At 72.9% G+C, this 14,583-nt stretch carries 20 protein-coding genes; 17 read left to right on the top strand and 3 right to left on the bottom strand.

The genetic code is table 11. The features are described 5' to 3' along the window. The first annotated feature begins 25 nt into the window (after positions 1-25). The 9 genes from AB7J25_RS06790 (at position 26) to AB7J25_RS06830 (ending at position 5,680) form a co-directional block, all read left to right on the top strand. Positions 26-364 (top strand): hydrogenase maturation nickel metallochaperone HypA, encoded by a 339-nt coding sequence (locus AB7J25_RS06790; protein ID WP_428506199.1) that lies wholly within the window; start codon positions 26-28, stop codon positions 362-364. A gap of 6 nt (positions 365-370) precedes the next feature. Then, positions 371-1,183 (top strand): hydrogenase nickel incorporation protein HypB, encoded by an 813-nt coding sequence (gene hypB / locus AB7J25_RS06795; protein ID WP_428506201.1) that lies wholly within the window; start codon positions 371-373, stop codon positions 1,181-1,183. Between the two features lie 58 nt (positions 1,184-1,241). Continuing rightward, entirely contained in the window at positions 1,242-1,688 is a 447-nt protein-coding gene (locus AB7J25_RS06800) for a YybH family protein (protein ID WP_428506203.1), read from the top strand. Positions 1,689-1,769: 81 nt separating this feature from the next. Then, the gene (locus AB7J25_RS06805) at positions 1,770-2,126 is read left to right on the top strand and encodes a hypothetical protein (RefSeq protein WP_428506205.1); all 357 of its coding nucleotides are present in this window, start codon (positions 1,770-1,772) and stop codon (positions 2,124-2,126) included. A gap of 91 nt (positions 2,127-2,217) precedes the next feature. Then, positions 2,218-2,880, top strand: a complete 663-nt coding sequence (locus tag AB7J25_RS06810; RefSeq protein WP_428506207.1) for a DsbA family protein — start codon at positions 2,218-2,220, stop codon at positions 2,878-2,880. Beyond that, on the top strand, positions 2,877-3,476 hold the full coding sequence (locus tag AB7J25_RS06815; RefSeq protein ID WP_428506208.1) for a vitamin K epoxide reductase family protein: 600 nt from the start codon (positions 2,877-2,879) through the stop codon (positions 3,474-3,476). The genes AB7J25_RS06810 and AB7J25_RS06815 overlap by 4 nt, the downstream gene beginning before the upstream one ends. Positions 3,477-3,540: 64 nt before the next feature. Next, the gene (locus AB7J25_RS06820; protein ID WP_428506209.1) at positions 3,541-3,678 is read left to right on the top strand and encodes a hypothetical protein; all 138 of its coding nucleotides are present in this window, start codon (positions 3,541-3,543) and stop codon (positions 3,676-3,678) included. Positions 3,679-3,690: 12 nt separating this feature from the next. Further along, positions 3,691-4,455, top strand: coding sequence for an IclR family transcriptional regulator (locus AB7J25_RS06825; protein ID WP_428506211.1), 765 nt, complete (start codon positions 3,691-3,693; stop codon positions 4,453-4,455). Between the two features lie 49 nt (positions 4,456-4,504). Continuing rightward, positions 4,505-5,680: a 4-hydroxybenzoate 3-monooxygenase gene (locus tag AB7J25_RS06830; protein WP_428506213.1), complete on the top strand. Its 1,176-nt coding sequence runs from the start codon at positions 4,505-4,507 to the stop codon at positions 5,678-5,680. A 330-nt stretch (positions 5,681-6,010) separates the two neighbouring features. Here the strand turns inward: AB7J25_RS06830 and AB7J25_RS06835 are convergent, their stop codons facing one another. Both AB7J25_RS06835 and AB7J25_RS06840 read right to left on the bottom strand, forming a co-directional pair. Beyond that, the gene (locus AB7J25_RS06835) at positions 6,011-6,274 is read right to left on the bottom strand and encodes a hypothetical protein (protein ID WP_428506215.1); all 264 of its coding nucleotides are present in this window, start codon (positions 6,272-6,274) and stop codon (positions 6,011-6,013) included. A gap of 20 nt (positions 6,275-6,294) precedes the next feature. Next, positions 6,295-7,983, bottom strand: a complete 1,689-nt coding sequence (locus tag AB7J25_RS06840) for a sodium:solute symporter family protein (RefSeq protein WP_428506217.1) — start codon at positions 7,981-7,983, stop codon at positions 6,295-6,297. A gap of 139 nt (positions 7,984-8,122) precedes the next feature. Between AB7J25_RS06840 and AB7J25_RS06845 the strand changes: the two genes are divergently transcribed. The 3 genes from AB7J25_RS06845 (at position 8,123) to AB7J25_RS06855 (ending at position 11,194) form a co-directional block, all read left to right on the top strand. Further along, positions 8,123-8,869, top strand: coding sequence for a MerR family transcriptional regulator (locus AB7J25_RS06845; RefSeq protein ID WP_428506219.1), 747 nt, complete (start codon positions 8,123-8,125; stop codon positions 8,867-8,869). Between the two features lie 250 nt (positions 8,870-9,119). After that, positions 9,120-9,629: a hypothetical protein gene (locus tag AB7J25_RS06850; protein ID WP_428506221.1), complete on the top strand. Its 510-nt coding sequence runs from the start codon at positions 9,120-9,122 to the stop codon at positions 9,627-9,629. A 134-nt stretch (positions 9,630-9,763) separates the two neighbouring features. Beyond that, on the top strand, positions 9,764-11,194 hold the full coding sequence (locus AB7J25_RS06855; RefSeq protein WP_428506223.1) for a hypothetical protein: 1,431 nt from the start codon (positions 9,764-9,766) through the stop codon (positions 11,192-11,194). A gap of 5 nt (positions 11,195-11,199) precedes the next feature. On the opposite strand, the gene AB7J25_RS06860 is transcribed toward AB7J25_RS06855, so the two are convergent. Next, positions 11,200-11,565 (bottom strand): STAS domain-containing protein, encoded by a 366-nt coding sequence (locus AB7J25_RS06860; protein ID WP_428506225.1) that lies wholly within the window; start codon positions 11,563-11,565, stop codon positions 11,200-11,202. Between the two features lie 81 nt (positions 11,566-11,646). Between AB7J25_RS06860 and AB7J25_RS06865 the strand changes: the two genes are divergently transcribed. The 5 genes from AB7J25_RS06865 to AB7J25_RS06885 all read left to right on the top strand — a co-directional run bounded on the left by AB7J25_RS06865 (position 11,647) and on the right by AB7J25_RS06885 (position 14,579). Further along, complete coding sequence (locus tag AB7J25_RS06865; protein WP_428506227.1) at positions 11,647-12,276, top strand: TetR/AcrR family transcriptional regulator; 630 nt, start codon at positions 11,647-11,649, stop codon at positions 12,274-12,276. A 113-nt stretch (positions 12,277-12,389) separates the two neighbouring features. Continuing rightward, a complete protein-coding gene (locus AB7J25_RS06870) occupies positions 12,390-12,632 on the top strand; it encodes a DUF2630 family protein (protein WP_428506229.1) in 243 nt (80 codons plus the stop codon). Positions 12,633-12,694: 62 nt separating this feature from the next. Then, positions 12,695-13,636: a ring-cleaving dioxygenase gene (locus AB7J25_RS06875; protein ID WP_428506231.1), complete on the top strand. Its 942-nt coding sequence runs from the start codon at positions 12,695-12,697 to the stop codon at positions 13,634-13,636. Beyond that, positions 13,633-14,259: an alpha/beta hydrolase gene (locus AB7J25_RS06880; protein ID WP_428506233.1), complete on the top strand. Its 627-nt coding sequence runs from the start codon at positions 13,633-13,635 to the stop codon at positions 14,257-14,259. The genes AB7J25_RS06875 and AB7J25_RS06880 overlap by 4 nt, the downstream gene beginning before the upstream one ends. Beyond that, positions 14,256-14,579 (top strand): GNAT family N-acetyltransferase, encoded by a 324-nt coding sequence (locus tag AB7J25_RS06885; protein ID WP_428506235.1) that lies wholly within the window; start codon positions 14,256-14,258, stop codon positions 14,577-14,579. The genes AB7J25_RS06880 and AB7J25_RS06885 overlap by 4 nt, the downstream gene beginning before the upstream one ends. Positions 14,580-14,583 lie beyond the last annotated feature (4 nt).

The following is a 14,583-nucleotide window of genomic DNA, read 5'->3' on the forward strand; positions in this document are numbered from 1 at the left end:
CGCGGTCCCGGAGGAGGACGAACGAATGCACGAACTATCGATCTGTCGGTCCATCACCGACATCGTCAACCGGCATGCGGGCGACAAGCCGGTCCAGACGGTCCGGATCCGCATCGGCGAACTGCGCCAGATCGTCCCGGAAACGCTGACCTACTGCTGGGGACTCGTGACCGAGGGATCCGCCCTCGAATCGTCGACCCTGGAGATCGAACGCGTTCCACTGGCAATACGCTGCTCGTCCTGCGACGCGCGCACGACGCTCTCGTCACCGATCCTCGTCTGCCCGGAATGCGACGGCACGACCGTGGAGATCGTCGCAGGCGAGGAATTCCTCATCACGTCGCTCGAGCTAGCGGAGGTCTGAACGGAAATGGGCCGGTTCCACCGACACGACGACGGCGACCCGCACGGCCACGGGCACGGGCACACCGATCACGATCACGAGCACGACCAGCACGGGCCCGAGCATGGCGTCGGTGATCACTCGGGCTACGCGACCGGCTCGGAACGCATCGAGGTACTCGAGCGGATCTTCGACGAGAACGACTCGACCGCAAGCGAGAACCGCCGCGACCTGGAACGCGCCGGCGTCCTCGCGGTCAATCTCATGTCCTCCCCCGGCGCCGGCAAGACGACCCTGCTGCGCGAGACGCTGATCCGGCTCGGCGGGCGCCTGCGCCCCGGAATCGTCGAGGGCGACATCGAGACGAGCATCGACGCCGACCGGCTCGCCGGACTGGGTGCCCAGATCGCGCTCCTGAACACCTCGAACGGATTCGGCGGGGAATGCCACCTGGACGCACCCATGGTGCGCTCGGCGCTGGCCCGGCTCGACCTGGACGCGCTGGACCTGCTCCTCGTCGAGAACGTGGGAAACCTCGTGTGCCCCGCCGAGTTCCACGTCGGGGAGCACCACCGGGCGATGATCTACTCGATCACCGAGGGCGAGGAGAAGCCGCTGAAGTACCCGGTGATGTTCCGGTCGGCCGACGTCGTGCTGGTCAACAAGATCGATCTCCTCCCGCACCTCGACTTCGACCTCGACGCGTTCCACGCCAACCTGCGTGGCGTCAACCCGGGCGCCGAGGTGATCGAGACCAGCGCGCGCACCGGGGCCGGCGTGGACGCCTGGTGCGCGTGGCTCGAGGCGCGCCACCGCGACCACGCACTCGGGAAGGGCTGACGGCCGTTCGGCTCGGCAGCTCTGGACCCTGTCGACGTGCGCTGATCAGACTGGCCCGATGGACACCACCATCACCGGCGAGGAGCTGGCCGAGTTCGTGCGGCGTGCCGAGGCGGCCGCGGACGCGTACGTACAGGGGGACATGGACGGCTACCTCGACCGCGTGCACCACGCGGACGGCTTCACGTTGCTGCCGCCGTACGGGGGGCCGCCCGGTCGGCACCGGGGACGAGCCGCCGAGCTCAGGTCCTGGGGCAGCCCGTTCCGGGACGGCGAGGCACGGCTGGAGCACGTCGAGGCGCACGCCTGGGGCGACACCCTGGTGCTGGCGATGATCGAACGGCAGCACGGACGGGTGGGCGACCTCCCCGACCAGAACCTGTCGTTGCGGGTCACTCACGTGTACCGGCGCGACGGAACGGACTGGCGGCTGGTCCATCGGCACGCGGACCCGCTGGTGCAGACCATGGAGCTCCCCGAGCTGGGTGCTCTGATGCGTCGCTGACCACGGCAGCCCGTTCCTGCGCACCGATCCGAGCCATCCGATCTCCGGGCGGCCCACGGCGTTGCTAGCGTCTGCGACATCGTGAGCACGCACCCGGCGCCGACGACCCGCCCCGCGGGGAGGAGCCGCCTGCTGCTCGTCGTCGCTCTGCTGCTGCTCACGCTGGCCGGCCTCGGCTGCGCGAACACCGGCTCCGCCGTCGCGACGCCGGTCGTGGCGGCGCCGCACTGCCCGCTGCACGACGACCCCGTGGCGGTCGCGCCGGTCGCCGCCCCGGCTCCGGCACGCCCCGGCTGGTGCGGGGACGCACCAGGAACCGCGCCGGCGATCGGCGCGCTCGTGCTCGCACCCGTCCGCCTCACCACCGCGACCCGCCGCGGCACCCGCCTCCCGGACGGGCGCCGCCTCCTGCTGCTCCTTCGGGTGTCCCGCCGCTGACGGCCCCGCCGCGCATCCCGCGCGACGCCGGCCCGTCAGCCCTCGCCGCACCGTCCGAGAGGCGGTGCAGCGGCCCGCACCCGGAGGACCCATGACCACCAACCTCAAGACCACGATCGGCCTCGTCGTCGCCGGCGTGATCGCCCTCGCCGCACTGCTCTACTTCGCCGATCCGCGACCGGCCGCGCCCGGTGGCGGCGGCGCGGAGGCACCCACCGCCGAGACGCTCGTCCGCCCCGACAGCCACCGGCTCGCCACCGCCCCGGACGGGGCGCCGGTGTTCGTCGAGTTCCTCGACTTCGAATGCGAGTCCTGCTACGCGGCCTTCCCCGCGGTGGAGCAGATCCGCGCCGAGTACGCCGGCCGCGTCACGTTCGTGGTGCGCTACTTCCCGATCCCGAGCCACGCCAACGCCGAGAACGCGGCGGTCGCGGTGGAGGCTGCGGCGCAGCAGGGCCGCTTCGAGGACATGTACCGGACGATGTTCGAGACCCAGCCACAGTGGGGTGAGCAGGAGCAGTCGCAGGCACCGCGCTTCCGGCAGTTCGCCGCCGAGCTCGGCCTCGACCTCGCCGCGTACGACCGTGCCGTCGCGGACCCCGCCACGCTGGAGCGGGTCCGCGCGGACCGGGAGGACGGGTTCGCCGCAGGTGTGGCCGGCACCCCGACGTTCTTCGTCGACGGCGCGCGTCTCGCGCCGAGGTCGGTGGCCGACCTGCGCGCGGCCCTCGACAGCGCCCTGGCCGACCGGTGACGGCGACCGCCGCCGTGCGCGCGGTGGCGGGCAGCCCCACCGCGCGGACGGTCGCTTGGGTGCTCGCCGGTGGCGGGATCGCGGGGACGGTCGCGGCGTTCGCGCTCACGGTGGACCGGATCCGCCTGCTGGAGAACCCGGCGTTCGTTCCCGGATGCTCGTGGAACGCCGTGCTGTCGTGCGGATCGGTGATGACCTCACCGCAGGCGCAGGTGTTCGGGTTCCCGAACCCGTTGATCGGGCTGGTGGCGTTCCCGGTCGTGGCCACGCTCGGGGTGGCGCTGCTCGGCGGTGCCGTACTGCCGGTCCGGATGTGGCAGGGCCTGTGGCTGGGTTCGCTCGCCGGGGTGGCGTTCGTGCACTGGCTGATCGTGCAGAGCGTGTACGTCATCGGGGCGCTGTGCCCGTACTGCATGGTCGTGTGGGTCGCGACGATCGCGGTGTTCTGGTACGTCACGGCCCACCTGCTGGCGGGCGCCGGCCCGCAGGCCAGGCGGGTCGCGGCGATGCACGGCGCGGTGCTCACCCTGTGGCTGCTGCTGATCGCCGCCGTGGCCGTGACGCGGTTCGCGCTGCCGGCGGTGTCGGCCGGCTGATCGCCGCTGCGCTATCGTCGCTGACCGCGGACCGCCGATCGTGGACGCGGAGAGGATCTGTGCGATGAACAGCCGGGAGTTCTGGGACTTCGTGCTCGACCACTGGTCGGTCACGATCCTGCTGCCGACGATCCTGCTGGTCATAGCCGTTCTCGCCGTGGTCACGCGGGTCTGGGACAACCGCGAGGCCCGGCGGCGCTAGCTCACCCGACCGGTGGCGGGCAACACGATCCGGCCGGGGGCGAGCGTCTCCTCGCGGCTGCTCGCGCTGCTGGCCGCGTTCGACCCGGACCACCGCCGCCTCACCCTCACCGAGCTAGCGCGACGCGCGGACGTCCCGCTGACGACGGCGCACCGGCTCGTGCGGGAGCTCGTCTCCTGGGGGGCGCTCGCGCCGGCCCCGTCGGGCGGGTACGTGGTCGGGCGCCGCATGTGGGACGTGGGCCTCCTCGCGCCCGTGCAGTCCGACCTGCGCGAGGTCGCCTCGCCGTTCCTGCACGACATCTACGGCGCCACGCTCGCCACGGTGCACCTGGCGGTGCGCGACGGCACGCGCGCCCTGTACCTGGACCGGCTCGCCGGGCACGCGTCGGTGCCCGTGGTGAGCTCGGTCGGGGCCCGGCTGCCGCTGCACGCCACAGGGGTGGGCAAGGTGCTGCTGGCCCACGCCCCGCAGGACGTGCAGTCCGCGGTGCTCGCCGATCTCACGCCGGTGACCCCGTACACGGTGACGCAGCCGGGGCGGCTCGCGCGGCAGCTCGCGCAGGTGCGTCGCGACGGGTTCGCACAGACCGTGGACGAGATGTCGGTGGGCGCGTGCTCCGTGGCGGTGCCGGTGCGCGCCGGCGAGCGGGACGCCGGAGTCGTCGCCGCTCTGGGTCTCGTCGTGGCCGACCTGCGCCGGGACCGGGACCGCCTGGTGGCTGCGCTGCGGGTCGCGGCGCAGGGAGTCGGACGCAGCCTGCGTTCCTCCCACTGAGCGGAAGCCCTTGATGGTGTGCCGGGCAACGGCTCGGACACTGGCGCACATGCGCACCCAGGTCGCCATCGTCGGCGCCGGCCCCGCCGGACTGCTCCTGTCGCACCTTCTCCACCGGGACGGTGTGGAGTCCGTCGTCGTGGAGACCCGTAGCCGCAGCTACGTCGAGTCCCGCATCCGGGCGGGCATCCTGGAGCACTCGACGGTCGAGCTGCTGACCTCGGTGGGCCTCGGCGAGCAGCTCACCGCCGAGGGCGACCCGCATCGCGGCATCTACCTGCAGTGGCCCGAGGAACGCCACCACCTGGACTTCGTCGACCTCGTCGGCCGCGGGGTCACCGTCTACGGGCAGACCGCGCTGCAGGCGGACCTCGGCCGCGCCCGTGACGCCGCGGGCCAGGAGATCCACTACGAGGTCGCGGACACCGCGCTGCACGACCTCGGCACCGAGCATCCGTCGGTGACCTTCGTCGACGGCGCCGGGAACGCACAGCGGTTGGAGGCCGACGTCGTCGTCGGGTGCGACGGGTCGTTCGGGCCGTCGCGGGCGGCCGTCCCGGAGGACCGGCGGCGCGCGTGGGAGCGCACCTACCCGTACTCGTGGTTGGGGATCCTCGCCGACGTCGCCCCGTCGACCGACGAGCTGATCTACGCCTGGCACCCCGACGGCTTCGCCCTGCACTCGATGCGCTCGGCGAAGGTGAGCAGGCTCTACCTGCAGGTCCCGAACGGCACGGATCTCGCCGAGTGGTCCGACCAGCGGATCTGGGACGCGCTGGCGACACGGCTGGGGCACGGCCAGGGCGGCTGGACCCTCAGCCCGGGCCCGATCACCGAGCGCGCCGTACTGCCGATGCGCAGCTTCGTCTCGGAGCCGATGCGCTACGGGCGGCTGTTCCTCGCCGGGGACGCCGCGCACATCGTGCCACCGACGGGGGCGAAGGGGCTCAACCTCGCCGTCGCGGACGTGGCGCTGCTCGCGCCCGCGCTCGTCGCCCTGCTGCGCAGGGGAGATCCCACGCTCGCCGACGCCTACTCCACCACCGCGCTGCGTCGCGTCTGGCGGTGCACCCACTTCTCCTGGTGGATGACGACGATGCTGCACACCAGCAGCGATCCGTTCGAGGCGCAGCTGCAGCGCGCCCAGCTGGAGTGGGTGGCGGCGAGCACCGCCGGGCAGACGGGGCTGGCCGAGAACTACGCGGGGCTGCCGATCGGCTTCTGAGTCGCGAGTTCCGCATCTCGCCCCCGCGAGTTCCGCATTTCATCAGGCGGTGTTGCCGATCCGGGCAGGTGGAACCCGCATCACGGGCTGACGGGATGCGGAACTCGCGGGCGGTGGAACCCGCAACACAAGCCGGCGGGATGCGGAACTCGCGGGAGTGAGGGGGTTCACGGCCGCCGGCTGGAACGATTCAGTAGATCGATGCGCTGTACCGGGCATGAAGCCGACGCACACCGCTTCGATCCGCCGCCTGCTGCGCCGCCTCGACGCCTGGACGCTGCTGGTGCTCAACCCGCGCCTGCCCGCCGACCTGAAGCGGCGCTGACCGCCTCAGTTCGTCGGCCGCAGCCGCTGCCACATCGCCATCAGGGCCGCGAAGACCAGCATCCCGATCCCGGTCCACAGGTTGAGGTTCAACCCGCCCGCCTTCGCCAGCTGCGCCGGGTCGTCCTGGATCACCCCCATGACCGTCAGGATCAACCCGTAGACCCCGAACAGCATCGCGATCACGATGCGCAGGTCGAACAGGGTGGACGCGGCGTTGCGCGGCTCGGCCGGGCCGGGCTCGGCGCTGGGCTGGGCGGACTCGCTCATGGCCCCCTCCTCCGGCGGGTTCACGGCACCAGCAGGTACAGCACGACGACGAGGATCAGGACACCCGCACCGAGCAGGTTGGGCGAGCGGTACCAGCCCGCGTCGTCCCCGGTCGTCGAGTGGGTGCGGGCGGCCTTCGGCGTCAGCTGCCAGACCAGCCCGACGAGCTCGGCGTCCGGCTTGGGCTGCGTGACGAGCGTGACCGCCGCTCCCACCGCGACGCCCACGATGAACGCGGCGCTCGCGCCGACGAAGCTGCCGGCCTGGCTGGACAGCTGCAGGACGTCCGTGCGCACCAGGACGTCGACGATGACGGCCGCGAGCGTCCCAGCGACCAGGCCCGTCCAGCCGGCGGGCCCGGTCATCCGCTTCCAGAACAGCCCCAGGATGAAGATCGCGAACAGCGGGGCGTTGAAGAAGCTGAACAGCGCCTGGATGTAGTCCATGATGTTCTGGTAGCTGCCGGCGAGGAACGCGGTGCCGATCGCGAGCAGGCAGCCGATCACCGTCACGGCCCGGCCGATGCGCAGGTAGTAGCCGTCCTCGCGGCCCGGCCGGATCCAGTCCTGCCAGAGGTCGTAGGTGAACACCGTGTTCAGCGAGCTGACGTTGGCGGCCATGCCCGCCATGAACGCCGCCAGCAGCCCGGCCAGCGCCACGCCCAGGACGCCGTTGGGCAGCACCTCGTTCATGAGCAGCGACAGGGTGTTGTTGTAGGTGACGTCGCTCGGGGCGTCCGGGTTCGCCTTGAGCGCGGCGATCGACGGGATGAGCACCGCGGCGATCATCCCGGGGATCACGACGACCGCGGGGATGAGCGCCTTCGGGTACGCACCGATGATCGGCGTGCGCCGCGCCGCGGACATGCTCTTCGCGGACAGGCAGCGCTGCACCTCGGCGAAGTTCGTCGTCCAGTAGCCGAAGGACAGCACGAAACCGAGCCCGAACACGATGCCGAGCACCGACAGGAACGGGTTCTCGATCTCGGTGAGCCCCGTCCCGGGCCACGCCGACAGCTGCTCGGCGCCGCCCGGCCCGGCCGTCACCTTCTCGACCAGGCCGTTCCAGCCGCCGACCCGGGCGAGCCCCGCGACGGTCAGCGGGATGAGCAGCGCGAGGATGACGAAGAACTGCAGCACCTCGTTGTAGATCGCCGCGGACAGGCCGCCGAGGAAGGTGTAGCTCAGCACCACGAGCGCGGCCACCGGGATGGCCACCTGCAGCGACCAGCCCAGCAGCGCCTCGAGCACGAGCCCGAGTGCGTACAGGTTGACGCCGGCGATCAGGACCTGGGCCAGGGCGAACGACAGGGCGTTGACGCGCTGGGTGGTGGTGTTGAACCGCATCCGCAGGAACTCCGGCACGCTGCGGGCCCGGCTGCCGTAGTAGAAGGGCATCATCACGATGCCGAGGAAGACCATCGCCGGCACGGCGCCGATCCAGTAGTAGTGCACCGTCGGGATGCCGTACTGCGCACCGTTCGCGGTGAACCCGATCAGCTCGATGGCGCCGAGGTTGGCCGAGATGAAGGCGAGCCCTGTCACCCACGCGGGCAGGGCGCGGCCCGAGAGCAGGAAGTCCAGGCTGGAGGACACCGAGCGGCGGGCCGCCACACCGATCCCCAGGGCGAGGGCGAAGTAGAGCGCCACGAAGACGAAGTCGATCGGGCTGGTGTCCAGCCGCAGGTCGGCCTGTGCGAGAACAACCACGCTGCCCCCCGGGCGTCGATGCCGTGCGCAGATCGTGACGGATCACTCGGCGCGTGCGCCAGAGGTGATCGCCGGGATGCGCTTGACCTTGACGTGACGTCAACTCCTAGCCTGGCTCTCGACGCGAGGGGAGGACGGGATGTGGTCGGTCCAGCAGGTCGCCCGGGCGGCCGGCACGACCAGCAGGACGCTGCGTCACTACGACGACATCGGCCTGCTGCCGCCCACCCGGGTCGGCTCGAACGGCTACCGCTACTACGACGAGGACGCCCTCGTGCGGCTGCAACGGATCCTGCTGCTGCGCGAGCTGGGTCTGCCGCTCAGCACGATCGCCGAGGTCCTCGACGGCGAGCGGGACGCCGCGGCCGCCCTGCGCACCCACCTGGACCTGCTGGTGCAGGAACGGGAGCGCCTCGACCGCCGGATCGCGTCGGTCCGCACGACCCTGGAGAAACGGGAAGGAGGAAGAGCACTGATGGCAGAGGAGATGTTCGACGGGTTCGACCACACGCGCTACCGCGACGAGGTCGTGCAGCGGTGGGGCCGCGACGCCTGGGAGTCCGGCGACCGCTGGTGGCGCTCGATGAGCGAGGCCGACCAGGCCGCGTTCCAGCGCGAGCAGGCCGAGATCGCCGCCGAGTACGGCGCGGCCCACGCGGCCGGCATGCCCGTGGACGGCGACGAGGTCCAGGAGATCACCCGGCGCCACCACGCGTGGGTGTCCGCCGGCTGGCAGGGCAGATGCCCGTCGGCGGAGGCGTTCACCGGCCTCGGCGCGATGTACGTCGACGACCCGCGGTTCGCGGCGCACTACGACCGCCACGGCGAGGGCACGGCAGCCTACGTCCGTGACGCGATGGCCGCCTACGCACAGCGCAACCTGTGAGCGGCACCGTCCCGGTGATCCGGACACCGGGACGGGGCCACCAGCGGCCGGGAACGGAGCCCGGCAACCATCACCCGAGTCACCCGGGCGGGCCACCTCCTGACAGGCGATCAGGCCCGCCACCCGCCCAGTATTGATCACTGAACGTAGTGAGGCTGACCTGAGAAACCGGCCCGTGTGACCCTCCGTATGCTGATGCGCCATGCGGACGAGCATGAGCCCGACCATTCGGTCGGATCGGCGCCTGCCGATGGCTGCAGCACTCGCCGTCGCCGTCACGACCGGCGCCGATCTCGCGGCCCGCGCCACCTTGTGGCACGTCCTGACCCTCGGGCTGGTCGCCGCCCTCGTCGCCGTCGTCCGGGTCTGGACGGCCGGGCGCGACCGGGGCCTGTCGCGCGTTGTCGCCGCGGCCGTCGCCCTCCAGCCCGCGTCCCAGGTCGGCGTGGCACTCGTCCCGCACGGCTCCCTGCACTACGCCCCGAACGGCATCGGCGAGGCCGACCTCCTGCTGACCGCCGTCCAGCTCGCCGCGGCGGCCGCGATCGTCGGGACCGTCTCGTTCGCCGAGCAGATCGTCTCCTTCGTCGGCACGCGGGTGGCCCGCGCGTGGGCCCGCTGCTCCGGCGCGTCGCCCCACAGCGGGCCGCAGCGGTTGGCCGTGCGTCCCGCCGCCCGTGCCGTACGCGTTCCCACCCGCCACTCCCCGGGCGCGATCGCCCGCCGCGGCCCGCCGCGCCTCCTCGGCACCGCCGCCTGACACCCGCCCGCCCCGGGCGTGCCCTTTCCCGAATCGAACCGGGACGACGCCGGCCGCCGCGCACCCCGCGCGCCCCCGTCCCGGCAAGGAGGCCCCGCCATGCCCTGCTCCCGCTCCCCCCACCGGAGGCTCGCGTGATCACCGACCGCCTCCCGTTGCGCATCCTCACCCGCCCTGCCCCGCCGCGGGCCACGCCGTTCGCGGGCTCCGCCTTCACGGCCTGGTCGATCGCGTTCGCGATCGGCACCCTGTTCCACCTGTGGACGTCGGCGTCGCAGGACTCGTCGTTCGGGCCCGTCGTCGCGTTCGGCGCGTTCGCCGTCCTGCTGCGGCCCTCCGCACCCGCCCGGCTGATGCTGCTGCTCGCGCTGCTCGTCGCCGAGGCCGTGACGTGGCTGCCCGAGCTCTCCAACCACCAGATGGTCGTCGCGGTGCTGGGCCTGGGCCTGGTGCCGTGGTGGCTGGTCACGGCGTGGCGCAGGCCCGCCGTCGCGTACGACCCCGCGGCGCTGTACGACCGCATCGGCCCCTACCTGCGCGTCGGGTTCCTGGTGATGTGGGCCTCGGCGGCGTTCGCAAAGCTCAACACGGGCTTCCTCGATCTCGCGCACACCTGCGCGGCGTGGGTGCTCGGCTCCGTCCCCGGCGTGACGGTCCCGGCGTTCGCGGTACCGCTGGTGATCGGCGGCACCCTCGCGGCCGAGCTCGCCGTCCCGCTGCTGCTGCTCACGCACCGCACGCGGCCCTGCGCCGTCGTCCTCGGGCTGGGCTTCCATCTCGTGTCGGCATGGGCGGGTCACGCCTCGTTCTCCGGGTTCGCGTGGAGCTTCTACCTGCTCTTCCTGCCGCCCGCGATGCTGGCCCGCGCGCTGGTCCTCGCCCGCGCGGCCGCGCCCGCCCGCACCCGGCGCGTCCTGGCGGCAGCCGCCGCCGGGCCGTGGTGGATCGCGCTGGCCCCCGGGGCGGCCTGGCTGCTCGGCTGGTGGCTCCTGCCCGACGTCCTCGCCGGCCCCGCACGCCGCTTCGACCTGGTCCTCTACACGGCCTGGGCAGCAGCCTGCGGCGTGCTCCTCTTCCGGTTGCGCGACCACTGGCTGCGGGCCCCCGGGCCGGTGGCCGGGCTGCGCGTCCGCCAGCCGCTGCTGCTCGTCGCGCTCGCCGTGCTGCTGGTCTCCGTGGCCTCGCCCTACCTGGGGCTCAAGACGCGCGGGTCGCTCACGATGTTCTCCAACCTGCGCACGGAACCGGGCCACTGGAACCACCTCGTGGTGCCCGAGGAGGCGCGGCTCTTCGGCTGGCAGGACGGCGAGGTCCGCTACCTCGGCAGCGACGACGCCGCGCTCGACCGGACGATCGCGAAGCAGGGCACGCAGCTGGTGCTGCTCGACCTGCGCCTGATCGTGCGCGAGCACCCGGACGCCACCGTCCGCTACGTCCTCGACGGAACGGAGCGCGTCGCGGGCCCGGTGCGCACCGACCCCGTGCTCGGCGGACCCGTCACGGCGGCGCAGTCCTGGTTCGGAGCGCTGCGCTCCTCTCCCTCCCCGGCGGCGTGCCTGCAGTGACCGGGCTACCCGCGCACCGCCGTCCCGACGTCGCCGTACTCGCTGAACAGGCTCGCCACCCCGGCCGCCTCGAGCGGCCGCATCACGGCCCGCGACACGCCGACGACCAGCCGCAACGAGCGACCCACCTGTCCAGCCTCCCAGTGCGCGTCCACGAGCACGGCGATCGCGGTGGACCCCATGAAGGTGATCGCGCTGAGATCGACCACGACGGCGTCGACCCCCTCCTCCGCGAGGACCCGGGACAGGGCGGCCCGCAGCTGGGGCCCCGTCGAGACGTCGATCTCCCCGGTGGCGGTGAGCACGACCGCGGATCCGTGGCGGGCCTCGGAGAGGGTGAGCAGTGGCGCCCCGTCGCGTTGGTCCGTCATGCCCGTCGACCCTAGCGCCCGACGCCCGCCGCCACGGGTCCGACGCCGGGTGCCCTGCTCCGCAGGGAGTAATCTTCAGCCGTGACGGCACCGGAGCGGCGGCTCATCCGCACCCAGGTGCAGCGGCGTGCCGACTCCCGGGCACTGATCCTCGACGCCGCGGTCAGGACGCTCGTCGAGGAAGGCTACCGGGGTGCCACCACGGTCACGATCCAGACCCGGGCGGGTGTGTCGCGGGGCCGCCTGCTGCACCACTTCCCGTCCCGGGAGGAGCTGCTCATCGCCGCAGCGCACCACCTCGTCACCGAGCACCTGACGCAGATGGAGGCGCAGCTCGCCGACTCCCTCGACGGGCGGCTGCACGGCGCGCCACGCATCGACCGGGCCACCGAGCTGCTGTGGGCGACGTTCCACCAGCCGTACTTCTGGGCGGTGATGGAGCTGTGGGCCGCGGCGCGCACGGACGAGGTGCTGCGCGAGGAGCTGCTCGCCGCGGAGCGCAGGCTGGGCAGGGCCGTCGAGGACGTGGTGGACGCCATGTACGGCTCGGAGCTCACGGGGCGTCCGGCGTGGCCGGACCTGCGCAGGCTGCTGCTCAGCAGCATGCGCGGCGTGGCGATGACCTACGCGCTCCAGCCGCGCGACCCGGCGCGGGACCCGCATGTCGCGCTGTGGCAGCAGGCCGCCCGGTCGATGCTGCTCGACGGCTGACGCGCCACCGTCCGGTGGGCGGGCCGCCGGACCGACCCGCTGATCGCCCGGGCGACGGGCCGGGGCTCCCGAGGTACGGTCGGGCCGGATCGGCCCGGAACCGAGGAGGTCACGTGGACGACAGGGAGATCCACCGACACATCGATGCGCTGGTCGCCGAGGAGCACCGGCTGGAGCGCTCCCACACGGGGCGGCAGTTGAGCGAGTCCGAGCAGGAGCGGCTGCACAGCCTCGGCGTCGAGCTGGACCGGCTGTGGGACCTGCTGCGCCAGCGCGACGCCCGCAGGCGCGCGGGACTGGACCCGGACGAGGCGCAGGAGCGGTCGGGCGGGGTGGTCGAAGGGTACGTGCAGTAGCGGGGAATGCCCGGCGATGTAGTTGAGTTCTCAACCACATCGCATCCGAGAGGACGGACCGCATGACGACCATCGCACCGCACGGCCTGCACCACGTCACCGCGATCGCGGGCGACCCGCAGCGCAACGTCGACTTCTACACCCGGGTGCTGGGGCTGCGCCTGGTCAAGAAGACCGTGAACTTCGACGCCCCCGACACCTACCACCTCTACTACGGCGACACCGCGGGCAACCCGTCCACGCTGCTCACGTTCTTCCCGTGGGAGGACGTCCCGGCGGGCCGCCAGGGTGCGGGCCTGACCACCGCCACGGCGTTCTCGGTGCCGGGCGAGTCGCTGGGCTGGTGGCAGCGGCGCCTCGCCGAGCTGGGCGTCGACGCCGCGGCTCCGGCGAGCCGCGACGGCGAGGAGGTCCTCACCCTGCGCGACCCGGACGGCCTGGTCATCGACCTCGTCGCCGCCCCGGGCGATGCGCGCTCAGGCTGGGACGGCGCGGCAGCCGTGCCCGCAGAGCACGCCGTCCGCGGCCTGCACGCCGTCACGCTCTCGGAGGCGGCGCTCGAACCCACCCAGCGGATGCTCGCGGACCTGCTCGGCATGAAGCTCGCCGCCGAGGAGGGCGACCGCACCCGGTTCACGATGGGAGCCGGTGACGGCACGGCCGTGGACGTGCTCGCCGACGTCCGCCGCCACGGCCTGCAGGCCGGCGGCACCGTGCACCACATCGCCTTCCGCGTGCCGGACCGCGCGACCCAGGCCGCCTGGCGGCAGCAGCTGCTCGAGCTGGGCGTGCCCGTCACCGACATCCGGGACCGGCAGTACTTCACCTCGATCTACTTCCGTGAGCCCGGAGGGGTGCTCTTCGAGATCGCGACGGACGAACCCGGCTTCACCGTGGACGAGCCGCTGCTGGAGCTGGGCCGCGCGCTCAAGCTGCCCCCCTGGCTGGAGCCCAGCCGCGAGCAGATCGAGGCGGCGTTGCCGGCGCTGGAGGTGGCGCAGTGAGCCCGCTGGACCGGCCGCACGTCTGGCTGCCCGGCAGCGGGAACCCGCTGCTCCTGCTGCACGGCACGGGCGGCGACGAGCACGACCTCCTGCCGCTGCGCGAGCACCTCGCGCCCGGCGCGCCCGTGCTCTCGCCGCGGGGCACCGTGTCCGAGCACGGCATGCCCCGGTTCTTCCGCCGCCTCGCCGAGGGCGTCTTCGACGAGGACGACCTGCGGCTGCGCGTGGACGAGCTGGCGGAGTTCCTCGCCGCCGCCGAGCAGCGCTACGACGTCACGCCCGGCAGCTGGACGGCTGTCGGCTTCTCCAACGGGGCGAACATCGCCTCCGCGACGCTGCTGCGCCGTCCGGACGCCCTCGCCGCTGCGGTGCTGCTCGCCGCGATGGTCCCGTTCCGGGACGAGCCGCCCGCGGTCGACCTCACCGGGAAGCGGGTGGTGGTCTCCAACGGCAGGCGCGACCCGATGGCGACGGCGGCGCACACCGGCGCGCTGGTGGCGCAGCTGCGCGCCCGCGGCGCGGACGTCACCGAGCTGCCGCACGACGGCGGCCACGGCATCGACGCGCGGCTGCTGCCCCGGATCTCGGGCTGGCTCACCACTCCCGCGGGGAGCGGGCGGTGAGCCCCGCGGGCACCGCCGTCGCGGACGTCCCGAAGCGCAACCGGTACGAGATCACCGTGGACGGCGAGCGCGCCGGGTTCGTGACCTACCGGCGCGCACCGGGCCGGATCGCGTTCCTGCACACCGAGATCGACGACGCCCACCAGGGCGCCGGGCTGGCCGGCACGCTCGTGCGGGCGGCGCTGGACGCTGCCCGCGCCGATGGCCTGGCCGTGGCGCCGTACTGCCCGTACGTGGCGGGCTGGATCGCCAAGCACCCCGACTACGCCGATCTCGTGCCGGAACGCCACCGGCACCTGCTGGAGCGCCGCACCGGCTGATCCG

The sequence above is a fragment of the Pseudonocardia sp. genome (assembly GCF_050246655.1).
Lineage (GTDB): Bacteria > Actinomycetota > Actinomycetes > Mycobacteriales > Pseudonocardiaceae > Pseudonocardia.